Origin of the sequence: Arthrobacter wenxiniae, from assembly GCF_013376105.1 — a bacterium.
Taxonomy (GTDB): domain Bacteria; phylum Actinomycetota; class Actinomycetes; order Actinomycetales; family Micrococcaceae; genus Specibacter; species Specibacter wenxiniae.
The window spans coordinates 1-26,978 of the sequence record NZ_JAAMFM010000017.1; the positions used below are offsets into that span (position 1 = coordinate 1).

At 68.2% G+C, this 26,978-nt stretch carries 19 protein-coding genes; 4 read left to right on the forward strand and 15 right to left on the reverse strand.

Going from position 1 to position 26,978, the window contains the following annotated elements; genetic code table 11:
- Window positions 1-228 precede the first annotated feature (228 nt).
- Together glgB and G6034_RS11745 are read right to left on the reverse strand one after the other, a co-directional pair.
- Window positions 229-3,864, reverse strand: coding sequence for a 1,4-alpha-glucan branching protein GlgB (gene glgB, locus G6034_RS11740; protein WP_176635309.1), 3,636 nt, complete (start codon window positions 3,862-3,864; stop codon window positions 229-231).
- Between the two features lie 67 nt (window positions 3,865-3,931).
- Window positions 3,932-5,932, reverse strand: coding sequence for an alpha-1,4-glucan--maltose-1-phosphate maltosyltransferase (locus tag G6034_RS11745; RefSeq protein ID WP_218063854.1), 2,001 nt, complete (start codon window positions 5,930-5,932; stop codon window positions 3,932-3,934).
- Window positions 5,933-6,262: 330 nt separating this feature from the next.
- Between G6034_RS11745 and glgP the strand changes: the two genes are divergently transcribed.
- On the forward strand, window positions 6,263-8,878 hold the full coding sequence (gene glgP / locus G6034_RS11750) for an alpha-glucan family phosphorylase (protein ID WP_176635311.1): 2,616 nt from the start codon (window positions 6,263-6,265) through the stop codon (window positions 8,876-8,878).
- 86 nt (window positions 8,879-8,964) lie between these two features.
- Here glgP and glgX read toward each other — a convergent pair whose 3' ends face one another.
- The 6 genes from glgX to G6034_RS11780 all read right to left on the reverse strand — a co-directional run bounded on the left by glgX (window position 8,965) and on the right by G6034_RS11780 (window position 15,759).
- Window positions 8,965-11,112: a glycogen debranching protein GlgX gene (gene glgX, locus G6034_RS11755; protein WP_176635312.1), complete on the reverse strand. Its 2,148-nt coding sequence runs from the start codon at window positions 11,110-11,112 to the stop codon at window positions 8,965-8,967.
- A 1-nt stretch (window position 11,113) separates the two neighbouring features.
- Window positions 11,114-12,115, reverse strand: coding sequence for a 23S rRNA (guanosine(2251)-2'-O)-methyltransferase RlmB (gene rlmB, locus G6034_RS11760; protein ID WP_176635313.1), 1,002 nt, complete (start codon window positions 12,113-12,115; stop codon window positions 11,114-11,116).
- A gap of 294 nt (window positions 12,116-12,409) precedes the next feature.
- Complete coding sequence (gene cysS / locus G6034_RS11765) at window positions 12,410-13,828, reverse strand: cysteine--tRNA ligase (RefSeq protein ID WP_176635314.1); 1,419 nt, start codon at window positions 13,826-13,828, stop codon at window positions 12,410-12,412.
- Window positions 13,825-14,391, reverse strand: coding sequence for a 2-C-methyl-D-erythritol 2,4-cyclodiphosphate synthase (ispF, locus tag G6034_RS11770; RefSeq protein ID WP_176635315.1), 567 nt, complete (start codon window positions 14,389-14,391; stop codon window positions 13,825-13,827). Before ispF ends, cysS begins: the two co-directional genes overlap by 4 nt.
- Window positions 14,388-15,170, reverse strand: a complete 783-nt coding sequence (ispD, locus tag G6034_RS11775) for a 2-C-methyl-D-erythritol 4-phosphate cytidylyltransferase (protein ID WP_176635316.1) — start codon at window positions 15,168-15,170, stop codon at window positions 14,388-14,390. The genes ispF and ispD overlap by 4 nt, the downstream gene beginning before the upstream one ends.
- Window positions 15,171-15,276: 106 nt before the next feature.
- Entirely contained in the window at window positions 15,277-15,759 is a 483-nt protein-coding gene (locus tag G6034_RS11780) for a CarD family transcriptional regulator (RefSeq protein WP_176616856.1), read from the reverse strand.
- Between the two features lie 275 nt (window positions 15,760-16,034).
- On the opposite strand from G6034_RS11780, the gene G6034_RS11785 reads away from it, so the two are divergent.
- Complete coding sequence (locus G6034_RS11785; protein WP_176635317.1) at window positions 16,035-16,547, forward strand: hypothetical protein; 513 nt, start codon at window positions 16,035-16,037, stop codon at window positions 16,545-16,547.
- 137 nt (window positions 16,548-16,684) lie between these two features.
- Here the strand turns inward: G6034_RS11785 and G6034_RS20315 are convergent, their stop codons facing one another.
- The 4 genes from G6034_RS20315 to G6034_RS11805 form a co-directional block, all read right to left on the reverse strand.
- Window positions 16,685-18,820: a beta galactosidase jelly roll domain-containing protein gene (locus G6034_RS20315; protein ID WP_176635318.1), complete on the reverse strand. Its 2,136-nt coding sequence runs from the start codon at window positions 18,818-18,820 to the stop codon at window positions 16,685-16,687.
- Entirely contained in the window at window positions 18,760-20,340 is a 1,581-nt protein-coding gene (locus tag G6034_RS11795; protein WP_176635319.1) for a beta-galactosidase, read from the reverse strand. The genes G6034_RS20315 and G6034_RS11795 overlap by 61 nt, the downstream gene beginning before the upstream one ends.
- A 145-nt stretch (window positions 20,341-20,485) precedes the next feature.
- Complete coding sequence (locus G6034_RS11800) at window positions 20,486-21,166, reverse strand: response regulator (protein ID WP_176635320.1); 681 nt, start codon at window positions 21,164-21,166, stop codon at window positions 20,486-20,488.
- A 52-nt stretch (window positions 21,167-21,218) separates the two neighbouring features.
- Window positions 21,219-22,493: a sensor histidine kinase gene (locus G6034_RS11805; protein WP_425485517.1), complete on the reverse strand. Its 1,275-nt coding sequence runs from the start codon at window positions 22,491-22,493 to the stop codon at window positions 21,219-21,221.
- Between the two features lie 169 nt (window positions 22,494-22,662).
- Between G6034_RS11805 and phoU the strand changes: the two genes are divergently transcribed.
- Window positions 22,663-23,325 (forward strand): phosphate signaling complex protein PhoU, encoded by a 663-nt coding sequence (gene phoU, locus G6034_RS11810; protein WP_176635321.1) that lies wholly within the window; start codon window positions 22,663-22,665, stop codon window positions 23,323-23,325.
- A gap of 185 nt (window positions 23,326-23,510) precedes the next feature.
- On the opposite strand, the gene G6034_RS11815 is transcribed toward phoU, so the two are convergent.
- Window positions 23,511-24,257, reverse strand: coding sequence for a phosphoglyceromutase (locus G6034_RS11815; protein ID WP_176635322.1), 747 nt, complete (start codon window positions 24,255-24,257; stop codon window positions 23,511-23,513).
- Between the two features lie 135 nt (window positions 24,258-24,392).
- Between G6034_RS11815 and G6034_RS11820 the strand changes: the two genes are divergently transcribed.
- Window positions 24,393-25,268, forward strand: coding sequence for a class I SAM-dependent methyltransferase (locus G6034_RS11820; RefSeq protein WP_425485518.1), 876 nt, complete (start codon window positions 24,393-24,395; stop codon window positions 25,266-25,268).
- Between the two features lie 9 nt (window positions 25,269-25,277).
- Here the strand turns inward: G6034_RS11820 and G6034_RS11825 are convergent, their stop codons facing one another.
- A complete protein-coding gene (locus G6034_RS11825; protein ID WP_176635323.1) occupies window positions 25,278-25,637 on the reverse strand; it encodes a DUF2516 family protein in 360 nt (119 codons plus the stop codon).
- A gap of 95 nt (window positions 25,638-25,732) precedes the next feature.
- Entirely contained in the window at window positions 25,733-26,905 is a 1,173-nt protein-coding gene (locus G6034_RS11830; RefSeq protein WP_176635324.1) for a trans-sulfuration enzyme family protein, read from the reverse strand.
- Window positions 26,906-26,978: the final 73 nt, after the last annotated feature.

Genomic DNA, 26,978 nt, shown 5'->3' on the forward strand with positions numbered 1-26,978 from the left:
CCTTACCCGTCAGACTTTCAGGAAGTCAAATCCATGTTTCAGACCCGCATTCAATTTCAGGCAATTCACATTGACTCAATTTGAACACATGTCATCGAGCCTATTTTCAAGGCCTGATGTATGGGTCTTATCCAGGACCGGACTGTTTGCCCGGCGGGGTACTAACTCTAACACCATGCTGCCGGGTTCACCAAACGGCAGGAAGGTGTTCATCCGTACGTGGGCGTGTCAGTCCTGGGAGGGCTGGAGGTAGACCGCGCCGAGCGGCGGAATGCGCAGGGCGAGCGAGAACTCCTGGCCGTCCCGGGCTTCATTCCCTGCGGCGAGCCGGCCCTCATTGAGCACGTTGGATCCGCCAAATTCGGCGCGGTCCGTGTTGAGGACTTCCTCCCAGGGACCCGCCTGCGGCAGGCCCACCCGATAGCCCTCATAGGCGACGCCGGCAAAGTTGACGATGCACACGAGAGGGTTTCCGCTGTTGTCCCACCGGATGAATGACACCACGTTGTGGGCGGTGTCTCCGCCGTTGATCCAGGTAAAGCCTTCCGGCTTGTTGTCCAGGTCGGACAGTGCAGGCGTGCCGGAGTAAACCCGGTTCAGCTCCTTCACCAACAGCTGCACCCCGCGGTGCGGCGGGTTCTCCGCCAGCCACCAGTCCAGCCCGTGCTGCTCGCTCCATTCGGCCTCCTGGCCGAACTCGGTCCCCATGAAGATCAGCTGCTTGCCCGGGTGCGCCCATTGGAAGGCCAGGTAGGCGCGGAGGTTGGCCAGTTGCTGCCAGCGGTCCCCGGGCATCTTCCGCAACAGCGAGCCCTTGCCGTGGACCACCTCGTCGTGGCTGATGGGGAGCAGGAAATTCTCCGTGAACGCGTAGACCATGGAGAAGGTGATCTGGTTGTGGTGCCAGCCGCGGTTCACCGGGTCCTCGGCCATGTAGGTCAGGGAGTCGTGCATCCATCCCATGTTCCACTTGATGCCAAAGCCCAGTCCATTGACGCTCGTTGGCGCCGTGACGCCCGGAAACGCCGTGGACTCTTCGGCTATGGTGACGATGCCCGGGTTGCGGCGGTAGGCGGTGGCGTTCATTTCCTGCAGGAAGCTGATGGCTTCCAGGTTTTCCCGTCCGCCGAAACGGTTCGGGCTCCACTGGCCGTCTTCGCGCGAATAGTCCAGGTACAGCATGGAGGCCACCGCATCCACCCGCAGCCCGTCGATGTGGAATTCCTCAAACCAGTAGAGGGCATTGGCCACCAGGAAATTGCGCACCTCGTTCCTGCCGAAATCGAAGATGAGGGTGCCCCAGTCGGGGTGTTCGCCCAGCCGGGGATCGGAGTGCTCGTACTGTGCGCCGCCGTTGAAGTTGGCGAGGGCCCATTCATCCTTGGGAAAATGGGCCGGGACCCAGTCCATGATGACGCCGATCCCTGCCTGGTGCAGGGAATCGACGAGGAAGCGGAATTCATCGGGGTGCCCAAAACGTGACGTCGGCGCGTAGTACGACGTGACCTGGTACCCCCACGATCCGCCAAACGGGTGCTCGGACACCGGCATGAACTCGACATGGGTGAACCCGAGCCATTTGACGTATTCGACCAGTTCCGCGGCCAGCTCGCGGTAGGAAAGACCCTGTCGCCATGACCCCAGGTGGACCTCATACACGCTCATGGGTGAGTTGTGCGGATCGCGCGCGGCGCGCGCCGCCATCCATGCGGAGTCCTGGAAGGCATAGTTGGACTCCACGACCCGGGACGCCGTCAGCGGCGGGACTTCGGTGCCGTACGCCATGGGGTCGGCCTTCTGAAGCCACTGGCCGTGTTCGGTCAGGATCTCAAACTTGTAGCGGTCCCCTGCTGCCGCATCGGGAATGAACAGCTCCCAGACTCCGCTGGTGCCGAGGCTGCGCATGGCGTGCGACCGGCCGTCCCAGTTGTTGAATTCGCCGATGACCCGCACTGCCCGGACCGCGGGAACCCATACCGCAAAGCTGACGCCTGAAACGGCGCCCAGGCTGGAGTGGTAGCGCTGCACATGCGCTCCCAGGGCCGTCCACAATGTTTCGTGCCGCCCTTCCGCCATCAGGTGAAGGTCCAACTCCCCCACGGTCGGCAGGTAGCGGTAGGGATCGTCGACTTCATGGGTGCCGTCGGCATAGCGGACCTGCAGCCGGTAGTCCGGGACGTGTCCCGCTTCCTCCACCGGCACCACGGCAACCCAAATGCCGCCGAACTCGTGCGTCATGGCGTAGCTTCGACCGTCGGTCAGCACCTTCACGGATTCCGCCAGATGGCGCAGCGTCCGGATGGTGGCGAAGCCGTCAGAGTCCAAATGGGCGCCCAGCACCGAGTGCGGCGCGTAATAGGTGCCGTCGGAAACACTGGCCAAAACGCCTGCGTCGACTGCCAGAGGCGCTGTCTTCTTCGGTCCCATGTCCACACTGCTTTCCCTTGATTCAAACAATTCCCGCACGGCTTTCACCGGCACCCCAACCCAATCGGGCCGGTTCTGCAATTCATAGACAACCTCGTACAACGCCTTGTCCAACCACAAGGACACAAAAAGGATTGAATTTGGATCAATGCTGTTGGGCCGGACACCTTGATATCCGTCGATGAACGCGCCGCTGGCCTCCCTGACCCACGCAGCCGCCTCCTCCTCCGTGGCGTTTCCCTGGCTGGCAGCCTGCGCCCCCGCATAGTCGAGCGAACGGAGCACGCCCACCACGTCGCGCAGGGGCACGTCCGGGTCGCTGCGCCCGGCCATCGGCCGGAGCGGTTCGCCCTCAAAGTCCAGAAAGTACCATTTCACCCCGCCGGGCTCCTCGGCCTGAAGGAGCTGCCCGAGGTGCAAGTCCCCGTGGATGCGCTGCAAGGAGGGAAACTGGTCTATTTGGCGCAACTGTGCCACAACCTCGCCGAATGCCTTCTCGTAGGGCCCGACGGTGGCCCCCGCCAGGCCCCACGCCCACGTAAGCCGGGCGATGAGCGCCTCCACAAACGCGCCGGGCCGGCCGTCCGTGCCGGACGCCCCCAACGAGGTCAGCAGGTCGGCATGCAAGTGGGCCAGGCCCGCGCCGATGGTGCGGGCCTGGCGGGAAAAGTCGCTGCCCCCGGCCGCCGCGGCCAGTGCTGTTTCCCACCCGTCCTTCCCGCCGGAGATGAAGGAGTGGATGACAAACAGCGTGGTTCCCGCGGTTTCGCCGCCCAGCCCGCCGGCGTCCCGCCGAATGCTGGCCGTTGCGTGCAGGGCCGGGACCACGGTGCATCCAACCCGGGCCAGCGCCCGGCCAACTTCCACTTCGGGGTGCGGGCCGGACTGGAGCACGCGAAAGAATTTGGCGACGAGCGGCTGCCCCGCCAGTTCAAAGACCACCGAACTGTTGGACTGTTCAGCCGTCATGGTCCGAACGGCCGCCACGGACACGGGCGTTGGAGCGCCCCCCGCACCCTCCGCACCGGCCGCGGGGATTGCCGCGCCGCTGTTCCACGTCGCGACCCCCTCAAGCGGCGTGGCGCCGGAAACGACCCCCAGCCACGCCGTCATGAAGGCCGGATCGGCGGGGGCGTCGTACACCCAGTCGCCGGAGGCCAGCTGCCCGAGCACCGCGCCGCCCGGCAGCCCGGCAGGGCGGCGCGGGGACACGCCCAGGGGAACCTGCAGCGTGACGGGCGGTCCGGCGTCGCCCGCGGTCGGGGCGGGGACAACGTCAACGAACAGGACGGTGAAGCCGCCGCCCGCCGCGGGCGGGGGCAGCTCCAGGGAGCCGGCGAGGCGCAGGGTGGCGCCGTGGCCGGCGTCGCCCTTGAGGGGATACCAGCGCTGTGCGGGGAGCCAGTCCGCCATCAGGCCAAGGAGTGGATTGTCCATCAGCTGGTGGCCGATCCGGAACCGGCGCTGGGGCGGGTTCCGCGGCGGGGAGACGGGGAGGGCATTCCTACCGCCGAACGTGCAGGATGTGGGCCGGTTCCAGGTGCGCGTCCAGGCGGAAATAGTTTTGTTTGCCCCAGTTCCAGGTGGCGCCGGTGATGAGCTCGTCCACTATGAACGTGCCGTCCGGGGACAGCCCGTCCAGTTCCAGGGCATCCAGGTCGAGGGTGACCTGGCCCTCGCGCATGCTGTGCGGGTCCACGTTGATGACCACGATGATGGTGTCCTTGCGGGCCGGGGCATCCGCCGTGGCCGCGATGGTCTTGTGCTTGCTGAACACAAGCGTGGAATCGTCGGAGCTTTGGTGCAGGGTCAGGTTTTCCAGGTCCAGCAGGGCCGGGTGCGCGCGGCGGATGCTGTTCAGCAGCGTGACGAAGGGCGCCAGCGACTTGCCGGAGGCCTCGGCGCCGGCGAAGTTCCGGTCCTTGTATTCGTACTTTTCGTTGTCGATGTACTCTTCCGAACCGGGGCGGGCCACGTGCTCGATCAGCTCGTAGCCGGCGTACATGCCCCACAGCGGGCTGCCCATGGCCGCGAGCACGGCACGGATCTTGTAGGCCGCGGGGCCGCCGTACTGCAGGAATTCGGTGAGGATGTCCGGGGTGTTGACGAAGAAGTTGGGGCGGAAGTAGCCGGCGGATACGCGGCTGACGTGGTGCAGGTACTCCTCCAGCTCCTTCTTGGTGTTGCGCCAGGTGAAGTAGCTGTAGGACTGCTGGAAGCCGGCGCGGCCCAGGGCGGCCATCATGGCCGGGCGGGTGAAGGCCTCGGCCAGGAAGACGACCTCCGGGTTTTCGGCGTTGACCGTGCCGATGAGCCACTCCCAGAACCAGACGGGCTTGGTGTGCGGGTTGTCGACGCGGAAGATCTTCACGCCGTGGCTGATCCACAGGCGCACGATCCGCAGGATTTCCGCCGACAGCCCGGCGGGATCGTTGTCAAAGTTCAGCGGGTAGATGTCCTGATACTTCTTCGGCGGGTTCTCCGCATAGGCGATGGTCCCGTCCACGCGGGTGGTGAACCATTCCGGGTGCTCCGTGGCCCAGGGGTGGTCCGGCGCGCACTGCAGGGCCAGGTCCAGGGCCACTTCCAGTTCAAGTTCCCTGGCGGCGGCCACAAACGCGTCAAAGTCCGCAAAGGTGCCCAGGTCCGGGTGGATGGCGTCATGCCCGCCGGCGGCGGAGCCGATGGCCCAGGGCGAACCGGGATCCGCCGGGCCCGCGTTTAGCGTGTTGTTGGGGCCCTTGCGGTTGACGGTGCCGATCGGGTGGATGGGCGGCAGGTAGATGACGTCAAAGCCCATGGCGGCGACGGCCGGGAGGCGCCGGGCCGCCGTGGTGAACGTCCCGCTGGTCCACGCGCCGGTGTCCGGGTTGCGGCGGGCGCCCTCGGAGCGCGGGAAGAACTCGTACCAGGCGCCGCGGCCGGCGGCGTCGCGCTCCACCTTCAGCGGGTAGCTTCGGCTGCGGGTCACCAGGTCCCGCAGGGGAAAGCGGACGACGGCGGCACGCACCGCAGCGCCGGTGCCGGCGGCCAGGCGGTCGTTGGTGTTGAGCGAGACGTCCGCGAGCGCCTTGGCCGCATGCTTGAACGTCCTGGCGTCCTCGGGGTGCGGGGTGTCCCGGGCCGCCTTGGACAGCAATTGGTGCCCCTCGGCCAGCATGACCTCGACGTCCACGCCGGCGTTGATCTTGACCTGCGCGTTGTGGGCCCAGGTCGCGTAGAGGTCGGCCCAGCCCTCCACGGCAAACGCCCAGTCGCCCTCCGCGGTGGGCGTGAGCGTCCCGGCCCAGGCGTCCGAGCCCTTGCCCTGCGGCGCCATCCGCGTCCGCTGGACCTCCGTCCCGCAGGGGTCCAGGAGGACGGCGGTGACGCCGACGGCGTCGTGCCCTTCACGGAAAACCACGGCGCGGACCGTCACCCCTCCCCCTCGCACGGCCTTGGCCGGGAACTTGCCGTCCTCGATGACGGGCTGGACGCCGGTGATGGGGATGCGCCCGAAGCGCAGGCCTTCGGCCGGGGACGGAGCGGCCGGGAACGGCCGATTATTGGCCGGCCCAACGGTGGACGGCGAGGCCGCTTCGCCGGCGGGGTGGGGCGCCGCCCGGCGCGCTGGGGGGGCGGCAGTCGGATCGGGCTTCGAGGTAGTCACAAACACGACGTTAGCGACTCCGCCCCCATAATGCGAAGGCCTGCGCCGATATTGGACGTTTCCGTGCCGTCATGAAGGGGCTGCCCGTGCGGGGATGGCGGGCGCGGACGGTTCGTTACGCCACGGAACGATGTTTATGTCACAAGCGTCGCCGGACCGAAACGTTCATGGGCTAGGGTGACCGGCATGAAGGCGATACGCAGGTTCACAGTCCGCACCGTAGTCCCCGGACCGATTGGCGCGCTCGCGCGGCTGGCCACCAACCTGCGGTGGTCGTGGCACCTGCCGACCAGCCAGCTCTTTGAATCGCTGGACCCGGCGCTGTGGGACGAGGTGCGGCACGATCCGCTGGCCCTGCTTGCGGCGATATCCCGCGAAAAATTGGAGGCGCTCGCGGCGGACCCTGACGTGGTGGCGCGCGTGGCAGACGCCGACCGGAACCTCACCGCGTACCTGGGCGAACCGCGCTGGTACCAGTCCCTCGGCGCGGACGCCCCCCACACGATTGCCTACTTCTCCCCCGAGTTCGGCATCAGCGAAGTGCTGCCGCAGTATTCCGGGGGCCTGGGAATCCTGGCCGGCGACCACTTGAAGACCGCCTCCGACCTGGGTGTGCCGCTGATCGGCGTCGGGCTGCTTTACCAGGCGGGCTACTTCAAGCAGTCGCTGTCCAAGGACGCCTGGCAGCAGGAGACGTACCCGCTCCTGGATCCCGACGCGCTGCCGCTGACCCAGCTGCGCGAAGACGACGGCACCCCGGTGCGGATCTCACTGCCGCTGCCCGGGGGCCGCGTGCTCCACGCACACATCTGGCGCGCCGACGTGGGCCGGGTGCCCCTGCTGCTGCTGGATTCCAACGTGGCCGAAAACGACGCGACCGCCCGCGGTGTGACGGACCGCCTGTACGGCGGCGGCGGGGACCACCGGCTGTCCCAGGAGCTCCTGCTGGGCATGGGGGGCGTGAAGGCGCTGCGCATCCACTCCCGCCTGACCGGGACGCCGGAGCCGGAAGTCTTCCACACCAACGAGGGCCACGCCGGATTCCTGGGCATCGAGCGCATCCGCGAGCTCATGGACCCGGCCCTCACGCCGCACCCGCTGTCCTGGGACGAGGCCCTGGCGGCCGGCCGCGCCTCCACGGTCTTCACCACGCACACCCCCGTGCCGGCCGGCATCGACCGCTTCCCCCGAAGCACCATCGAACATTTCTTTGCCGGCGAGCTGGCCCCGGGCGTCCCGGTGGAGAAGATCCTCGCGCTGGGCGCGGAGAACTACGACGGCGGCAACCCCGAGGTGTTCAACATGGCGGTCATGGGGCTGCGCCTGGCCCAGCGCGCCAACGGCGTGGCCAAGCTCCACGGGGTGGTCTCCCGCGAAATGTTTTCCGGACTCTGGCCGGGCTTTGACCACGACGACGTCCCCATCACGTCCGTGACCAACGGCGTCCACGTGCCCACGTGGGTGGACCCCCGGCTGGCGCAGCTGGCCCGCGAGAAATTCGGCGCCGACGTCCTGGACGGCCCGGACTGGTCCAAGGTGTACGACGTCAGCGACGGCGAAGTGTGGGAGCTGCGCCGCCGCCTGCGCACGGCCCTGGTTGAGGATGCCCGGCGGCGCCTGCGCGCGTCATGGAAGAAGCGGGGGGCCGCCGATGCGCAGCTGGCCTGGACCGACTCGGCGCTGGACCCGGACGTGTTGACAATCGGCTTCGCGCGCCGTGTGCCCACCTACAAGCGTTTGACGCTCATGCTGCGCGACCCCGCCCGGCTCAAGGCCCTGCTGCTCCACCCGGAGCACCCGATCCAGCTGGTCATCGCCGGCAAGTCGCACCCTGCCGACGACGCCGGCAAGAAGATGATCCAGGACCTGGTCCAGTTCACCGACGACCCCGAGGTCCGGCACCGGATCGTTTTCCTGCCCAACTACGACATTGCCATGGCCCGCACCCTGTTTCCCGGCTGCGACGTGTGGCTGAACAACCCGTTGCGGCCGCTCGAGGCCTGCGGAACGTCCGGGATGAAGGCCGCCATCAACGGTTCCCTCAACCTGTCCGTCATGGACGGCTGGTGGGATGAGCTGTACGACGGCGAGAACGGCTGGGCGATCCCCACCGCCAACGCGGGCACCGGCGAGGCGGAGCGCGACGACATAGAGTCGGCGGCGCTCTACGAGCTGCTGGAAACGCAGGTGGCGCCGCGCTTCTACGGCGACCTGGTGTCTGCCGGCGCCGGGGCGGCCGGCCCGTCGCAGCCAGGTCGCGGCGGCCTGCCGTCACATTGGATCTCCATGATCAAGCACACCCTCGCCACGCTGGGCCCCGAGGTTGCGGCCGAGCGCATGGTCAAGGAATACGTGCAGCGCCTCTACCAGCCCGCGGCGGCCGCCGGCCGGGCGGCCAGGGCCCGCGACTACGCCGCCACAAGGGACCTGGCGGCGTGGATCGGCAATGTGCGCAGTGAATGGTGCGGCGTCCGGATTGAACACGTGGAATCCCACGGACTCGCGGATGAGCCGCACATCGGACAGTCCCTGCGGGTCCGCGCCAACGTGTACCTGGGCACCCTGAGGCCCGGGGACGTCTCCGTCTCCGTGGCCTACGGCCGCGTGGGCAGCAGCGACGAACTCAGCGACACCCGCTCCCTGGAATTGCTGCACGCCAGGGACCTGGGCGACGGCCGGCACCAGTTTGAGGCGGAGCTGGTCATCGACCGCTCCGGCAGCTTTGGCTACGGCGTGCAGGTCCTCCCCTGCCATGCCGGCCTGGCCAGCCCCGCGGAACTGGGCCTGATCGCCACGGCCTGACGACAGGCCCGGGCCTCGACAGGCTCTGGCCTCGACAGGCTGGACCAGCGGGCCCCGGCCTGAAAGGCTCGACCAGCGGGCCCCGGTCAGCGGCTGGGGAGCAGGTTGCGATAGATCTGGACCGTGTTGGCCTCGACGGGGACCGATTCCCCGGCCGGGACGCGCGGGACGGCGCGGGACAGGCGGAAGGTGGGTTCGCCGTCGTCCGCCAGGTGGGGCGCGGAGGTCGTCATGCGCAGCTTGTAGGGGTGCGGCGCCGCGGCGGCGTCCCCGGAGAAGCGCGGGTTGGCCGGCAGTGTCACGAGTTCGTCGGTGATGCCGGTGTTGAAGACGACCAGTCCGTCCACGGTTCCGTTGGGCGAGCCCATCAGCATGGTGAGGACGCGTTCGTGCGGGTTGGTCCACCGTTCCGGCGTCATGGGCGCTCCGTCGGCGCCAAACCAGTGGATGAAGGCCTCGCCGCCACGGGTGGGGAAGCCGCTGGGCTGCTCATTCAAAAAGTCCCGGCGGATCTGCACCAGCCGCTTGGTTGCCGCCAGCATGGTCCGCGCCTCGGGGTCCATGGACCAGTCCAGCCAGGCGATCTCGTTGTCCTGGCAGTAGGCGTTGTTGTTCCCGCCCTGGCTGCGGCCCAGCTCATCGCCGGCGCCAATGAGCGGGATGCCCTGTGCCAGCAGGAGGGTCGCCATCATGTTGCGGGCGGTGCGGGCGCGCTGGGCCAGGATCAGCGGATCGTTGGTGATGCCTTCGACGCCGTGGTTCCAGCTGCGGTTGTCCCCGTGCCCGTCCCGGTTCCCTTCCTGGTTGTCCTCGTTGTGCTTCTCGTTGTAGGCGGTGAGGTCCGCCAGCGTAAAGCCGTCGTGGGCCGTGATCAGGTTGACCGAGGCCATGGGGCTGCGCCCGGACTGGGCAAACAGGGCGGCGGATCCGCCCAGGGCGTCGCCGAGCTTGGCCAGGCTGCCGTGGTGGTGGCCGTCAAACCTGGCGGCACGGTCGGTCAGCCAGACCTCGCGGACGCTGTCGCGGAAGGAGTCGTTCCAGTCCGACCAGCCGGTGGGGAAGTTGCCCGTCTGCCAGCCGCCGTAGCCCACGTCCCACGGTTCGGCGATCAGCTTGGCGGAGGCCAGGACGCCGTCCGTGGCCGCGGCCAGCAGGAACGGGTGCTGGTTGGTGAATTCGTGGGCGCCGTCGCGGGCCAGGGAGACGGCCAGGTCGAAGCGGAAGCCGTCGATGTGGAACTCCTCCACCCAGTAGCGCAGCGAATCCATGGCCATTTTGATGACGTGGGGATTGCCAAAGTTCAGGGTGTTCCCGCAGCCGGTGGTGTCGACGTAGCTGCCGTCCCGCATGCGGTAGTACTGTTCCTCGCCGAGTCCGCGCCAGCTCAGCGCGGGGCCCCCCGGCCCACCCTCGGCCGTGTGGTTGTAGACCACGTCCAGGATCACTTCGATCCCGGCCAGGTGCAGCAGCTTCACCATGCCCTTGAGCTCGGCCTGCACGGCCTCGGGGCCGCGTTCACGGGCCCCTGCACTTGCATACTTCACGTGCGGGGCGAAGTAGCCCAGGGTGTTGTAGCCCCAGTAGTTGACCATGCCGGTGCCTTGCAGGTGCGGCTCGTCAATGTGGAAGTGGATGGGCAGCAGCTCCACGGCAGTCACGCCCAGCTCCTGCAGGTGCTTGATCACGGCCGGATGCGCCATGCCCGCGTAGGTGCCGCGGATCTCCTCGGGGACGTCCGGGTGCAGCATGGTCTGGCCGCGCACGTGCGTCTCATACATGACCGTGTCGCGCCGCGGGGTCCGCGGGCTCCTGGAATCGCCCCAGTCAAAGTCGGACTGCATGCGCACGGAGGTGTACTTCACGGTGCCGTCGGCGCCCGTGCCCTCGTCAATGTAGCGGCCGTAGGGGTCAAGCAGCAGCTGCACCACGTCGGGGTCGATGTTGCCCGCCGTGCCGTCCGGCGCGCCGGCGTAGAAGCCGTAGCGGCTGCCCACGGGCATGCCGGAGACCAGTCCGTGGTGCACGCCGTCGGTCATGTCCGGCAGCAGAATGGCCTTCCAGGTGCCTCCGGGCGGCTCGAAGCACAGCACCACATGATCCAGGGCGGGGGCGTACACGGCCACGTTGACCGTGTCCTGCCCCGGGCCGCCGGGCCGCGCGGTGACACCCAGGGGGAAGCGCCGCGAGAGCGCCGTCCCCAGCGTGCCCACTTCCTCAACAAGAGTTTCGGGCATGCTACTTCTGGGCCGCCCGCTGCTTGGAAACCTCGTACAGGCTGATCCCCACCGCCATCGAGGCGTTCAGCGACTCCATGGCGGAGTTGATGGGGATGGAGACGATTTGGTCGCAGTTTTCACGCACGAGCCGGGAGAGGCCCTTGCCTTCCGAGCCGACCACAAGGCAGATGGGGTCCTTCGCGAGGGCGAGATCGGGCAGCGAAACGTCGCCGTCGCCGTCGAGCCCCAGGACAAAGTAGCCCATCTTCTGGAACGCGGCGATGGCGCGGTTCAGGTTGGGCGCCTTCGCCACGGGCACGCGCACGGCAGCGCCGGCGCTGGTCTTCCAGGCCGACGCGGTCACTCCGGCGCTGCGGCGCTCGGGGATGACGACCGCCTGCCCGGAAAAGGCCGACACGCTGCGGATGATGGCGCCGAGGTTGCGCGGATCGGTGATGCCGTCCAGCGCCACGATCAGGGGCGCGTTGGTGATGTGGCCCTTTTTCCAGCTGGCCATGATGTCCGCGGCCGTGTCCACCGCGTCCTCGTAGTCGTAGGGCGGGATCTGCAGGACCAGCCCCTGGTGGACGGCGTCCTCCGTGAGGCGGTCCAGTTCCGGCTTGTGGGCCTCCAGCAGCGGGATGCCGCGTTCGGTGGCCAGCTTGATGGATTCACGCACGCGCTCGTCCATGTCGACGCGCACCGCAACGTACAGCGTCTTGGCCGGGATGCCGGCGCGCAGCGCCTCCACCACGGAGTTGCGGCCGGTGACCAGCTCCTCCGTGGCCTTGCCCTTGGGGCCGCTGCTGCGGCGCGGCGCTGCGGTGCCGCCGCCGGGTCCCCGCTTGGCGGCGGACCGCTCGGCCAGCTGCTTGTTCTTGAACGCCTTGTGGTAGGTGCGTTCCTCGGCCTTCGGAGTGGGACCCTTGCCTTCAAGTGCCTTGCGGCCCAGTCCGCCGGTGCCCTTGACGGGGCCCTTCTTGAGCTTGCGGACTGCGCCGGAGCGGGAGCTGTTGGCCATGGTAAAACCCTTACGATTGGTGCGGTGCCGGTATTTGTCCAGGGCCCCGAAGTCGTCAAACTGATGGTCCGTGCGCGCATTTTTGGCACACGACAATACGGGAACTGCAAACCCGTAGCTAACAGCTTACGGCCTGAATCCATATTTCCCGATATGCGGCGCCAAAAGTGCGGACTCTCACGGGTCCCGCCGGCATGGACGTTCGGTTGCAATCGGGGCAAAAAACGGCAACGCTTCCACACCCATTGAGGGAGGGTTGGCGAAAAGTGCCCCGATTGCAACCGAGGGTTGGGGTCAGTGCTTCAGGGACCAGGTGGCGCCTTCGGCCGTGTCGGCAACGTCGACGCCGGCAGCCGCCAGGAGGTCGCGGATCCGGTCCGACTCCGCCCAGTCCTTCTCCGCCCGGGCCCGGGCACGGGCCTCCAGCTGCGCCTTGACGAGAACGTCCAGGGCGGCCGTTTCGGCGCCGGAACCGTTCCCCCGGGCCCAGTGCCCGTCTGTCGGGTTGACGCCCAGCGCCGAGGTCATGCCCATGGCGCCCTGAAGCGCGTGGAGGGTTCCGGCGTCGTCCCTGGCGGCCAGCGCCGTGTTGCCGGCCCTGACGGTCTCATGCAGCACGGCGAGGGCGGCGGGGATGTTCAGGTCGTCGTCCATGGCGGCACGGAACCCGTCCGGGAGCTTCTCCTCCAGCCCAAAATCACCGCCCGGAAAGAGCCTGGCCACCGCCGCGTGCATGAACGTTTCAATGCGTTCGACGGCGGCCGCGGCCTCCCCGAGCGAGCCCGGCCGGTAGTCGAGCACCGAGCGGTAGTGCGCCTGGCCCAGGTAGTAGCGGACCACGAGCGGGCGGGCGATGGCCAGCATTTCGCGCGGGTTGATCGTGTTGCCGATCGACTTGGACATCTTTTCACCCTCGTAGGTGACCATGCCGTTGTGCATCCAGAAGTTCGCGAAGCCGTGGCCGGCGGCCTGCGACTGCGCCATTTCGTTCTCATGGTGCGGGAAGCGCAGGTCCAGGCCGCCGCCGTGGATGTCGAACTCGGTGCCGAGGTACTTGGTGACCATGGCCGAGCACTCCAGGTGCCATCCGGGGCGCCCGGCACCCCATGGCGACTCCCAGCGGGCCGTCTCCGGCTCGCCGTCCTTAAAGCCCTTCCACAGCGCAAAGTCACGGGGGTCGCGCTTGCCCCGGGGATCGGCGTCGGGCGCGGCCTGCATGTCATCAATGTTCTGGTGCGTCAGGGAGCCGTACCTTGCCCAGGAGCGGACGTCGAAATACACGTCGCCGGACCCGTCGGGGGCCGGGTAGGCATGGCCGCGCTCGATGAGCCTGGCGATGAGGGCGTGCATCTCGGGGATGTGCCCGGTGGCGCGGGGCTCGTAGGTGGGCTTGAGGATGCCGAGGGCGTCGTAGGCGTCCTCGAAGGCCTGCTCAAAGCGGTAGGCAAGGGCCCACCAGGGCTCGTTGCTTTCGGCTGCCTTGAGCAGGATCTTGTCGTCGATGTCCGTCACGTTGCGTACCACCGTGACCTCCAGGCCGCTGCCCTGCAGCCACCGGGTCAGCTGGTCAAACGCCAGCGCGGAGCGGACGTGCCCGATGTGCGGCTCGCCCTGCACCGTGGCGCCGCAGTAGTAGAGGGAGACGCGGCCGTCCTGCAGGGGAACAAAGTCACGGACGGCGGCGGTGGCGGAATCATAAAAGCGCAGGGTCACGGCTCTAGGTTATCCTTTCGGGCCGCGGCCCGCCCCTCCGCCGGGCCGCCGCCCCCGACCACGAGCGCCGTGGCGACGGCCGTGATGCCTTCGCCGCGGCCGGTGAAGCCCAAGCCGTCGGAGGTGGTGGCGCTGACGGACACCGGCGCGCCGGCCGCCGCGGTGAGCGCGGCCTCCGCCTCCGCACGGCGCGGGCTGAACGTGGGCCGGTTGCCGACAAACTGGACGGCGATGTTGCCAATGTCAAAGCCCGCCGCACGGACAATGCGCGCGGCCTCGGCCAGCAGGGCGACACCGCTGGCCCCCTTCCATTCGGGCCGGTCGGTGCCAAAGTGGGTGCCGAGATCGCCCACCCCGGCGGCCGAAAACAGGGCGTCCGCGGCGGCGTGGGCCACGGCGTCGCCGTCGGAGTGGCCGGACAGGCCGCGCTCGCCTTCCCACAGCAGGCCCGCCAGCCACAGCGGAACCGGGGTGCCGGCGTCGTCCGCCTCCGGCGCGAAGGCGTGCGTGTCAACACCGATTCCGGTGCGCGGCAGCCCTGCCGGGGGCCGGGGCGCGGTCATCCCTCCACCCAGCGCGGGCGCAGCGGCCCCTGCAACATGGCCTCGGCAAGGAGCAGGTCCAGGGGCGTCGTGATTTTCAGGCTGTGCGTGGACCCCTGGACCACGTAGACGTCCTCGCCGATCGCCTCAACGAGCATCGCATCGTCCGTGATCTGCGCGGCCGCGTCGGCGTCCAGGGTCTGGGCATGGGCGTGGGCGCGGCGCAGCGTGTCGACGTCAAAGCCCTGCGGTGTCTGCACGGCGCGCAGCCGGTTGCGGACGGGGGTGCCGGACACCCTTTCCACGCCGGCGCCGGTGGCAGGCAGTTCGGCGGGGACCACGGTCTTGATGGTGTCCGCCACGGCCAGGGCCGGGATGACGGCCTTGGCGCCGTCGCGCAGGGCCGCCACCACGCGGTCAAAGACGCCGGTGGGCGTCAGCGGCCGGGCGGCGTCGTGCACCAGCACCGTGGAGACCCGGGCGTCGACAAGCTCCAGGGCCGCCCGGACGGAGGCGGCCCTGTCGGCCCCGCCATCCACCACGCTCCACCGCATCTCGGGCCCGGCACCGGATCGTGCCGCCACCTGGTGGCACAGCTCAACCATGGCGTCATCCCCGGCCGGGACGGCGATGCAGATTTGCGCGGCGACTCCCGCCGCCACCACGCCCTGGACGGCGTGGGCCAGCATGGTGGCGCCGCCCAGCGGAACCCTGGCCTTGGGCATGCCGTGCCCCAGGCGCTGCCCGGAGCCGGCGGCAACAATTATGACGGCGCAGCGCCCGCCCACATCCTCGATCATGACTCCACAGTAGTCCCGGCATGAAAAGAACCCCGGCACCGCAGTGCCGGGGTTCTTCCTGGGGTCCATCCCGCCGCGGGTGCGGCCGGAACCCTTCTAGGTGCTGCTATGAGGCCAGGACCTCGTCAAGGACTTCGGCAGCCTTGTCCTCGTCCGTCTTTTCGGCCAGGGCAAGCTCGGAAATCAAGATCTGCCGGGCCTTGGCCAGCATCCGCTTCTCGCCGGCGGACAGGCCGCGGTCGTGGTCGCGCCGCCACAGGTCGCGGACAACCTCGGCAACCTTGATGACGTCGCCCGAGGCCAGCTTTTCCAGGTTGGCCTTGTACCGGCGGGACCAGTTGGTGGGCTCCTCCGTAAATTCGGCGCGGAGTACGTCAAAAACGTGCTCCAGGCCTTCCTTGCCGACAACGTCGCGGACCCCGACCAGGTCAACGTTTTCTGCCGGCACCTCGATGGTTAGATCTCCTTGGGCAACCTTGAGCTTGAGATACATCTTCTCTTCACCCCGAACCGTGCGCATCTTGATCTCTTCGATCTTTGCCGCACCGTGATGTGGGTAAACTACTGTCTCGCCGACCTCAAAAAGCATGTGGATTCTCCCTTTCCAATAGTCCTACTTTACCACGTCCGGCCGCCTTCTCCCTTGAGTTTCCGCAGGTCAGGGCCGCTTGGAGCTACGCCCAAGGCGCAATTGCTCCAACAAGTGGAGATTTTTGGAGGCCTTGACTAAATGCCTCCGGGGTGCAGGGGCGGGGGCACACAATACACTCCTTGTCCGCGAAGCCGCCGCAAAGGCGGGGTTTCGCGACGTTTGCGGATAAGCTGGTGCCAGATATTTGTCTTTTTCCATGAGGAGTTACTGACGTGAGAATCGCCGCCGGCGTCCCCGGAGCCAAACGAGCACAGCGCTTGGGCCTGATTGCCGCCATTGGCATCGGTGCCATGGCATTTACCGGCTGCAGCGCCATCAACGAGCAAAGCACCACCAAGATCGTCGCCGTCTCCGACGGCGTCGAAGCGACCATGGGCAGCCTGGAACTGCGCAACGTGCTGGTCATCTCCAACGGCAATGACGCCCCGGGCCGCGTGCTGGGCACGTTCTACAACAACTCCCAGTCCGACATCACCCTGACCATCAGCGGCGACCAGGGGTCCCAGACGGAGGTCACCGTCAAGCCCGGCGTGCCGCTGGTGCTCAATGGCGACACGGACACCGCCATTCTCAGCACGGTCACGGCCCCCGCCGGCGCCACCGAGGTCCTGCAACTGCGCCAGTCCGGCTCGGACACGGCCGCCAAGTCCCTGACCGTTCCGGTGCTGGACGGCACGCTGGCCGAATACAAGAACCTGGTGCCGACCGCGGCCGCCACCCCGTAAGCGGTCCTCCAAGGCGCCCTTCCCGGAGCGCTGTCCGCGGGCACGCTGTCCGCGGCAAAGCTGTCCGCGGGAACGCTGTCCGCGGCAAAGGCCGGCGGCCCCGTGCGGGGCCGCCGGCCTTTGCCATTGGGAGACCCCTACGGCCGGCGCGCCGCCGTGGAGGTGCACACGTGGTGGATGTTGCAGCTGCCGCCGGCCACGGCCACCGACGCGGTCCCCAGCACAGCCTGCGACACGGCATCCCTCACCGTCGCGACGACCTGGTAGTTGCCCTTCTTCGCGTAGCTGTGGACGGCGCTGAACGTGCCGTCCGAGACCGGCACCGGCACCGGCTCGCTGCCGTCGCCAAAGTCCAGCAGTGCGGTGGTGGCCGCGCCGTCCCCCAGCTTGTCCAGGGTCACCGCCCCGCTCGCGGTGATGGACAGTCCCGGCCCCTTGGACGGGGTGGTTTCCACAGCCTGCGTGCTGACCTTGGCCGGCTCGTAGTTGGGTGCCTCGATCAAGGCGGTGGGCACCCCGCCGAGGCTGGTGCCGCGGTCCACCAGGGTGAAGGAGTCCGGGCCCTCGCCGTCGCGCTCGGACGTCAGCGCCACGGCCAGCGTGTTGGATCCCGCCTTGTCCAGAAACGAGCTGGGGATGGTGAAAACGTCCTGCGGCCCCACATTGCCCACCCAGGTGCCGATGTTCCAGCCGTTGACGTAGATCACGGCCCGGGCGTAGGACTGGCGGCCGGCGTTGAACTTGGCGTCGTTGACCTTCAGGGCAATGGCGGTGTCGGTGCCGGCGGGCACCTGAAGCTCAAAGCTGCTGCGGTACCAGGTGACCACGGCCTTGGCGGGCTTGAAGGAGCCCGCGTCGGCCCAGGCCGCGTCCGGGTAGCCCGGGAGGTACCAGCCGGCCCGTTCGCCGTACAGGCCGCCGGTGTTGTACATGGTCCGGGCCGTATCCACGGGCGCGGCCTTGTCCTTGGCGCCCTGCAGCTTCCAGGTGACAGGCCCTGCACTGGGCAGGATGGCGTCGAACAGGCCGCGGTTTTGGCGGGACAGGCCGTCGTCGGACCAGTCGAGGTTTTGGCCGTTGTTGCGGACCACGGTGGACACCACCGTGTCCGCACCGGCCGTGATGACGCCCGCCGGGACGGCGAACGTCATCACGGTGCCGTTGGCTGCCGCGGCGCCGACGTAGCGGCCGTTGACCCAGACCAGCATGTTGGCGGCGGCGCCGCCCTGGCCCCTGAGCTGGATGCTGGTGGCGCTGGAGGACGCCTTGAAGTGGGCCCTGTACCAGGTGTCGCCTTCATAGAAGCCGTAGTAGGCCGTGTCCAGGACCTTGCCCTGGTTGGGGCCGGGGCCCTGGCGCGGGTTTTCCGCCGTGGTGGCCGTGGCCGCGGTCCACGCGGAATCGTCGAAGGCTGTGGCGGACTCCGGGTTTTCGCCTGCGGCCTTCCAGTGGTCCAGGACCGGGAGGGCGGAGGCCGCCGGCCCGGCCAGCCGCGCCACGAGCTGGCCGTTGGCCCCCCGGGTCGTGGCCACGGGCACGCCGTTCCAGGTGGCCTGGGTGATGGCGGCCGGGACGTAGATGTTCGCGGTGCGGGCCGTGGTGGTGTCTCCCGCCAGCTTGACGGTGCTGCCGTCGAACTGCGCCGTGCGGAGCAGGTCGACGCCGGTGACCAGGACGGTCTTGTTGCCGGTGCCGCCCGTGACGGCCCCGTCGACGCTCCACTGCAGCCCCGTCCGTGTCCGGTCGGTGGTGAGGATGGTCAAATCTGGTGCGCCGCCGCCGGAGATCCGGACGGCCGTGTTGTTGCCGTGGACGTAGTTCAGGCGCAGGGTCTTGGCGTCCGGGTCCCAGGTGGTCTCCACGGGTGTGCCGCCCAAGGTGGTGACCTCGGGTTCGGAGGCGTACTGCAGGACGGTCTCGCCGGCGTCGTTCCTGGCGCCGTTGAGCGCCAGGAGGGTGCCGTTGGCCACGGGCATCCTGGCGAACAGTTCCGAGGTCGTGTACATCAGGCGCTGGCCGTCGAAGGCGTAGTCGGCAATGACCATGCTGGCGTCGCGGCCGTGCAGGCTCATGAAGGTGCCGGCCTTCTGCGGGACCCGCGGGAAGGTGATGGCGTTCCCAACCGGCGGGGCGGTGCCGTCCGGGGCCTCGATGATGTCAAAGGCGTCGATGCTGACGAACGTGCCGGCGCTGGCGGCGTCCTTCTGGCCCGTCACCACAATCTTGATGGTGTGCTCCACGGACGGGTCGAGGCCGTCCTTTTGGAAGGCCACGTACTGGTAGGACGCGTTTTGGCCGCCGTGTCGGTGTCGTCCGTGGTGTAGCTGGCCGCGGCCACGTCCTTGCGCGGGGACAGTGACAGGGGAAAGGAGTATTTCAGCTCGGCCGTGCTGTTGCTGTCGCTCTGGCGGAAGCCCAGAAAGCGCGCGCCGTTGCCGGAGACGGACGCGGCGGCCTGGTCCTCCGTGGCGATGCGCTGGTAGGACTTGACGGTGCCGGCGCCGCCGTCCACCGCGACCGGCACGGGGGCCTGGGGCACCATGGCGGAGATCGGGGCGAAGTCCTTTTGAAAGTAGCCCAGCTCCTTTTGCACCGTGGCCTTGGGGGTCAGCCGGCGGTCCTCGTTGACGGCCGCGCCGTAGTCGTAGGACGTGAAGCCCGACGACGGCGATCCCGTCCAGCCCCAATTGGTGCCGCCGTATTCCATGTAGTAGTTGAACATGGTGACGCCGTTGGCCAGGTTGTTCACCCCGTATTGGCGGGTGAAGGCGGGGTCGACGAAGTCGGCGCACTTGTCGGTGTTGAAGCTGGCGCCCCACGGGGTGAACGCGCCGCCCTGCCCCTCGGCGATGAACAGGGGGCTGGTGGCGGTCAGGGCCCGCACGCGTGGTTCCATGTCCGGGACCTGGCCGCGGCCGGCCGAGCAGTTGAAGCCGAGCGGGTAGTTGTCAAAGGCGTAGTAGTCCAGGCCCACGTTGCCGCCGGCGCTGCCGCTGCCGGGCACGTAGGCGCCGTTCGCTCCGTAGTCGTTGTGGAAGACGGGGACAGTGATGCCGTCGCCCTTGATCTTTGTCACGAGCGCCTTCATGAACGCCGGGCGGTCGCCGCCCTCGTTGAGCAGCTCGTTCTCGGCCTGGTAGGTGACGATGGAGCCGCCGCCGTCGGCCACCTGGTGCTTCCGGGCGATCCGGTCAAAGGCGCCGATCCAGTCCAGCGACTCCTTCAGCACCGCGGGGTCCGTGCTGCGCAGCGAGCCCGCCCCGCTCTTGGTCAGGTACGCCGGCAGCCCGCCCATGGAGATTTCGGCGTTGACGTACGGGCCCGGCCGGGCGATCACGTACAGCCCCTCCTGCTCGGCCATGGTCAGCAGCAGGTCGATGTCCTTGATGCCCGTGAAGTCGAACCTTCCCGGCTCCGTGGAATGCAGGCCCCAGAAGAAATACAGGGACACGGCGTTGAAGCCGCTGGCGCGCATCTTCTGGAACACGTCCCGCCAGTCCCCGGGGCTGGGGAGGCGCCAGTAGTGGAACTCGCCGGAAAACACGTTGAGCCGCCTGCCGTCCACCATCATCGACCGGGCGTCGGTGGTGACGGTGTGGGGCTTGCCGTCGTTGCCCGGGAAGATGACACTGGGCCCGGCGGAGCCCGGCGAGGCGGAGGGCGGTCGCGGCGCGGGGCCGTCGGCCACTGCCGGGCTGGAAATGGCCATGAGCCCCATGGCGGCGGTGACGAGGATGGCGGCAGCCTTCGTCGCACCCCCGCGCCGCGGCCCCTGCGATGATCGGACAGTCATAAAGGTGGATTCCCTTGTCTCGGCGGTCCCCAGTCCCGCGACAAATGTTATCCGTATCACACTAGAAGCTGTCGACGGCAAATACAATCAAAACCAAACAATTTGGCTCAGATGACGCAAGGGGCCCGCCTGGTCCCGCCGGGGCCTAGGGCTCGAACTTGTAGCCCAGCCCGCGGACCGTCACCAGGAACCGCGGCGCGGCCGGATCGGGTTCGATCTTGCTGCGGATCCGCTTGACGTGCACGTCCAGGGTCTTGGTGTCACCGACGTAGTCGGCGCCCCAGACCCGGTCGATCAGCTGCCCGCGGGTCAGCACCCGCCCGGCGTTGCGGAGCAGCATTTCCAGCAGCTCAAATTCCTTCAGCGGGAAGGACACGCCCTCGCCGTGGACGGTGACCACGTGCCGCTCCACGTCCATCCGCACGGGCCCGGCATGCACGGTGGAGCTGACCAGCTCCTCCGGTTCGCCCTGCCGGCGCAGCACCGCCCGGATCCGTGCAATCAGCTCGCGGGAGGAATACGGCTTCGTGACATAGTCGTCGGCACCCAGCTCGAGGCCCACCACCTTGTCGATCTCCGAGTCCTTGGCCGTCAGCATGATGATGGGGACGGTGGAGCGCTGGCGCAGCTGCTTGCACACCTCGGTGCCGCTCATGCCCGGCAGCTGCAGGTCCAGCAGCACCAGGTCGGCGCCGCTGCGCTCAAAGGCCACCAGGGCGTCCAGCCCGTCGTCGGCCACCTCCACCTCGTATCCCTCCCGCCCCAGCAGGAAGGACAGGGGGTCGCTGATGGATTCTTCGTCTTCGACAATCAAGATCCGGCTCACGCGTGCTTGCTCCTTGTGACTGCGCTGCGCCGCGGCGCGGCTGCGGTGTGGGTCAGCGTTGCTGCCGCTCGGCCGGAAGGCTCCGGCCGGCGTCGCTGTTGGACGGGGAAAGTTCGGGCAGGCGCAGGGTGAACGTTGAGCCTGTCTTGGGGGACGACCAGAGCGTGACCTCGCCGCCGTGGTTGCCCACAATGTGCTTGACGATGCTCAGCCCCAGGCCCGTGCCGCCGGTGTGGCGGGACCGTGCCGCATCCACCCGGTAAAACCGCTCGAAGACGCGCTCCTGGTCCTCCGGGGACATGCCGTCGCCCTGGTCGGAGACACTGACGCTGACGACGCCGTCCCGCACCGAGAGCCCGATGCCCACCTGGGTGTTCTCCGGGGAATAGCGCACGGCGTTGTCGATCAGGTTCCGCAGCGCTGTCACCAGCTGGGGCGCGTCGCCGTGGACCCGGGCGGGGATGGGCGGTCCCACCGCAATGGCAATGTTCTTGCTTTGGGCCGGCAGGCGGGTCCGGTCCACGGCCTCGGCGATGACCGCATTCATGTCCACGTCGGTGCCTGCCTGCGCGACGTCCTTGCTTTGCAGCCGCGAGAGTTCGATGATGTCCTGGACCAGCGCCGCCAGCCGGGCGGACTCGGTGATCATGCGGGAGGCGAAGCGGCGCACGGTGGCCTCGTCGTCGGGGGACGACTCCAGCGCCTCCGCGAGCAGCGAGATGGCCCCGACCGGCGTTTTCAGCTCGTGCGAGACGTTTGCGACGAAGTCGTTGCGCACGGCCTCGGTGCGGGCGATTTCCGTGCGGTCGTCGGCCAGCAGCAGGATGTACTCCTCGCCGAGCGGGGCCACGCGGACCTGGATGACCAGGGTGCCCTGGCCGGGCGCATGGCCGGACGAGGGGGGCGCACCGGCGGTGCCCGGGGCGGGCTGGGCGCCCGGGCCGGCGTCCGGCGTCGAACTTGGGGAGGCGCCCTGGCCGGGCAGGACGACGCGCGGCAGGAGCAGGTCGCGTTCCTCAATGACGCCGTCGCGGCGCACCCGGTGCGCCAGGTCCAGCAGTTCCTTGTGGACCACGGTGTGGCCCCGGACCAGGCCGAAGGCGTAGGCGCCGGGGCTGGCGCGGACCACGCCGTCCACCACGTCAAGGACGATGAATGCCTTGCCCACCACCGAGAGGATCTCGGCGGAGCCCTCCGGCAGCGACGGCTCGCGGACGTCCACCGTGCGGCGGCGGGACCGCTCGCTGGCGCTGAAGGCGAGCATGCCGAACACGCCCATGGCCAGGCCCACCAGACCCGCCGCAACTCCAATCAGCAAAGGATTCACACCCCAAGACTATGCGCACTTTCTGCCCCGTTTACCCCCAAGTGTGCCCATGTGGCCGGCCGTTCAGCTAACGTTCACTTGGTAGTGCCGCCGCGTTCATACTCGGATGGCAGGGTAGGTCATGATCGAGCCCACCTCTGTGTTGGGCTGTCCATGAAAGGAAACACGCGTGCGCAAAGTTTTTCAGGCCGAACTTCACCAAATCGGAGAGGGCTTGATTGAGATTTCGTCACTGGTGATTGACGCCATCGAAAAGTCCACCACAGCCTTTGCCGCTGCCGACTTGCAGGCCGCCCAGGAAGTCATCGCCGCCGACGCGCGCATTGACTTCCTGCAGAACGACCTCGACGAGCGTGCCATTGACGTGCTCGCCCTGCAGGGCCCGGTGGCCAGCGACCTGCGCATGATTGTGGGCTCGCTGCGCATGAGCGCCTCCCTCGAGCGCATGGGGGACCTGGCCCGGCACATTTCCCAGCTGACACGCCTGCGCTACCCGAACAACGTGATCCCCGCGCCGCTGGTGGAGACGTTCGCGGAAATGGCCCGCCAGGACATCATCATTGCCCGGAAGGTCTCCGAGCTGCTGGACTCCCGCGACCTGGAACTGGCCAGCGAGATCGCCGCGGCCAAGACCGAGATCAACAAGCTGCACAAGACGGTCTTCTCCGCCATGGGTGCCCCGGACTGGGCGGAAACACCCGCCACCACCGTGGACGTCACCCTGGCCAGCCGCTACTTTGAACGCTTTGGCGACCACGGCGTCTCCGTGGCCCGCAAGGTCTCCTACCTGGTGACCGGCGAGTGGCAGCCTGAGGAATTCCTGGCCGGCTAGTTTTCCGGCGGACCGGACGGACCCGGCGCAATAATGCGCCCGTTCCCCGTTAATGCGCCCCGTAGAGCGGGCGCATTTTTGGGGAACGGGCGCATTATTTGTGGGGTTCGCGCCCGAGGGACCCGCCGCGGGCCTGGGAGTGGCGGGAGGGCGTGGGGATTATCTCGAACTTCGCCGGGGAAGGGCTATTTCTTGCCCTGGTTGGCCACGGCCAGGATGGCGGCCGCTGCGGCGTCCGCGTCCAGGTAGCTGCCGCCCGGGGTGATGGGGGCGAAGTTCTCATCCAGTTCGTAGACGAGCGGGATGCCGGTGGGGATGTTCAGGGACGCGATGGCCTCGTCGGAGATGCCGTCCAGGTGCTTGACCAGGGCGCGCAGCGAGTTGCCGTGGGCCGTGACCAGGACCGTCCTGCCGGCCTTGAGATCTTCCTTGATGTCCGATTCCCAGTAGGGAAGCAGGCGGACCAGAACGTCCTTGAGGCACTCGGTGCGCGGCAGGGCGTCGCCCAGACCGGCATAGCGGGGATCGTGCGCCTGCGAAAATTCGCTGTCATCGGGGAGCGGCGGCGGCGGGGTGTCGTAGCTGCGGCGCCACTGCATGAACTGCTCTTCGCCATATTCGGCGAGCGTCTGGGCCTTGTCCTTGCCCTGGAGCGCGCCGTAGTGGCGTTCGTTCAGGCGCCAGCTGCGCTTGACGTCGATCCAGCCCCGGTCCGCCGCCTCCAGCGCCAGGTTGGCCGTGTTGATGGCACGCTTCAGGCGCGAGGTGTACAGCACGTCCGGGAGCAGGTTGTGCTCCACCAGCAGCTCGCCGCCGCGCACGGCTTCCTGCCGGCCCTGGTCGTTGAGGTCAACGTCCACCCAGCCGGTGAACAGGTTCTTGGCGTTCCACTCACTGTGGCCGTGGCGGAGCAAAATCAGGGTATAGGTCATGATTTCATCCTACCGGCAGGGTCCTGGCGGACCCGTTGCGGTACGAAATGCTACGCCGAACCGGGGGCAGCGCGCCGCCCGTGAGCCGCGCCACGTTTTTTCAGCCGCGCACGGGCGGCCAATTACTCTTGTCCAGTGGTTCAACGCGCCCAAAGGGTCGAAACAGCTTCCACCGGCCCCGCACAGCGCGACATTGTTCCGCGCGGTGCCGGCCGGGCCCGCCGCAAACCCTTCGGCAATCCCACCCGCGGCACCACCAACCCAAACCGCCTCCGCCGGGTCGACCGGTGGCTGGCCGGCCCGGAGGCCTGGCGGCTGCGCCGGGACAGCACCGCCGGCGCACGCCCCCTCGTCGTGGACCTGGGCTACGGCAGCTCCCCCACCACGGCAGTGGAACTCCACCACCGGATCCGCGCCGCCTGCCCGGATGTCCGCGTGACGGGCATAGAGATCGAGCCCGAGCGCGTCCTCACGGCCAAGCCGCTGGAGCACGACGGCCTGGAATTCAGGGTCGGCGGCTTCGAAATCCCGGTCCCCGGACACGCCACCATGGTCCGCGCCTTCAACGTCCTGCGCCAGTATGAAGAGGCCGACGTCCGGCTCATTTGGGGCACGGTCTGTTCGCGGCTGACACCCAACGGCATATTCGTCGACGGCACCTGCGACGAGATCGGCCGCCGCAGCACCTGGGTGGCGCTGGACGCCTCGGGCCCGCAAACCCTGACCATTTCCATGCGGTTCGGCGCTTTCGGCCTGCCGTCGGACGCCGCCGAACGCCTGCCCAAGGCCCTGATCCACCACAATGTGCCCGGCGAAAGGGTCCACGACTTCCTCCAGGCCCTGGACCGGCACTGGCTCGCAGGGGCGCAGCTTGCCCCCTTCGGCAACCGGCAGCGCTGGCTGCTCATGTGCCAACGGATGTACGACGACGGCTGGCCCGTTACGCGCGACCCCTCGCGGTGGCGCCTGGGCGAGCTGACGGTGGCGTGGGCCGCCGTCGACCCTGGCTGAACGCGGCTGCTACCAGGACGAGCCGCGGTTTTGGTGGCCGCGGCCGCGGCCGCGGACCTCCGCGAGGGCGGGGCGGACGTCCGCCAGGTAGACGCCGGCCACGGTTGCGCCGGCCAGGTTGATGATCATGAGCATGCCCATGTCCGGCGCGATGAGGGACGTGGCGGCAGGCAGCAGGTAGAGGAAACCAAAAAACGCTGAGATCCCCGTCAGCGCGCCCCAAAACTGCTTGGAGCGCTTGTAGACCCGCTGGAAATCCGCGGCAGGCGTGCGCAGGCAGTCGCTCAGGGCCCAAATTTGGATGCCAAACGCCACGGCACCCAGCACCGCCAGGATGAAAAAGGTCGCAGCATAGAGGAAGAAGCTCACACCACAAGCCTAGCTGCTGCTGGCGCTCCACAACACGGAGGGCTCGCCGGGACGGCTCGCCGGAAGGGTTGAGGCGGGAGGGTTGAGGCGGGACCCTACCGTGCGGCCGCGTCCAGGGCCTGGGCCAGATCGTTCCAGAGGTCCTCGACGTTTTCGATGCCCACGCTCAGACGCAGCAGGTTCACCGGGACCGAGGCGGGCTCGTTGGCGTGGCGGCGGCGGCGTTCAATGAGGGACTCCACGCCACCCAGCGACGTGGCCGGCGTCCAGAGCCGCAGGGCCCCAACCAACGCGTCGGCGGCAGTTTCGCCGCCCGCCACCTCAATGCAGAGGATGGAACCGAAGCCCTGCATCTGGGCCTTGGCCCGCTCATGGCCGGGATCCGAGTCGAGCCCGGGAAACAGGACCTTCTCGACGCCGTCGTGCACGTCCAGCCGGCGGGCCAGCTCGACGGCGCTGGCCTGGGAACGCTCCACGCGCAGCGCCAGGGTGCGCAGGCCGCGCAGCGCCAGCCATGCCTCGAACGGGCCGGCGATGCCGCCGTGGATGGAACGGTGGTGGAGCAGGGTGTGGCGCAGCGTCTCATCGGAGGTGATGAGCGCGCCCAAGACGACGTCGGAGTGCCCGGCCAGGTACTTCGTAACGGAGTGCAGCACAATGTCGCTGCCCAGTTCCAGCGGCTTTTGGACCAGGGGCGTGCTGAAGGTGTTGTCCGTGACCACGATGGCGCCCACGGCCTTCGCGGAACGGCACAGGACGCGGAGGTCGGCGACTTCCAGCATCGGGTTGGTGGGGCTTTCCAGCCACAGCATGTCCGCCGCTTTTTCGCCGGCGCCCGTCAAGGCGGCGATGACGTCGTCGTTGTTGGCGATGTCCACGGTGCGCAGGGCGAACAGGCCCTTCCCGGACTGCTCCTGGGCCATGACCAGGGCCCCCTGGTAGGAATGCCGCGGCATGACCAGCACGCCGCCCACCGGCACCAGCGACAGCGCCGCGGACACCGCGGCCAGGCCCGAGCTGAACACCAGGCCCGGCAGCGCGGCACCTTCGAGCTCCGAAAGCGCGGCCTCCAGCGGGTCCCAGGTGGGATTCGAGTAGCGGCCGTAGGCCCTGTCCCCATCCACGACCTCGCCGGTGCCCACATAGGTGGAGGACAGCACGATGGGCGGGTTGACCGCGGCATCGTGCTCGCGGGCGGGCCGGCCCGCGGCCACCACCACGGTGTCCGGGCTGAGCTGGTCGGGGTGGGAGGAAGGTTCATGGCTCATGTCCTCCAGATTAGTGCCCCGCGTCACCGCTGAAGAAACTTCATGACACGGAGGTCCGGGCGTGCGGCGCCCT

Bases quoted from the DNA above. Each gene is read 5' to 3' on its own strand.
- G6034_RS11815 (WP_176635322.1), bottom strand. From the start codon at position 24,257: ATGACCTATACCCTGATTTTGCTCCGCCACGGCCACAGTGAGTGGAAC.
- G6034_RS11795 (WP_176635319.1), bottom strand. From the start codon at position 20,340: ATGACTGTCCGATCATCGCAGGGGCCGCGGCGCGGGGGTGCGACGAAG.
- ispD (WP_176635316.1), bottom strand. From the start codon at position 15,170: ATGATCGAGGATGTGGGCGGGCGCTGCGCCGTCATAATTGTTGCCGCC.
- G6034_RS11830 (WP_176635324.1), bottom strand. From the start codon at position 26,905: ATGAGCCATGAACCTTCCTCCCACCCCGACCAGCTCAGCCCGGACACC.
- glgB (WP_176635309.1), bottom strand. From the start codon at position 3,864: ATGGACAATCCACTCCTTGGCCTGATGGCGGACTGGCTCCCCGCACAG.
- G6034_RS11780 (WP_176616856.1), bottom strand. From the start codon at position 15,759: ATGCTTTTTGAGGTCGGCGAGACAGTAGTTTACCCACATCACGGTGCG.
- glgP (WP_176635311.1), top strand. From the start codon at position 6,263: ATGAAGGCGATACGCAGGTTCACAGTCCGCACCGTAGTCCCCGGACCG.
- glgX (WP_176635312.1), bottom strand. From the start codon at position 11,112: ATGCCCGAAACTCTTGTTGAGGAAGTGGGCACGCTGGGGACGGCGCTC.
- rlmB (WP_176635313.1), bottom strand. From the start codon at position 12,115: ATGGCCAACAGCTCCCGCTCCGGCGCAGTCCGCAAGCTCAAGAAGGGC.
- ispF (WP_176635315.1), bottom strand. From the start codon at position 14,391: ATGACCGCGCCCCGGCCCCCGGCAGGGCTGCCGCGCACCGGAATCGGT.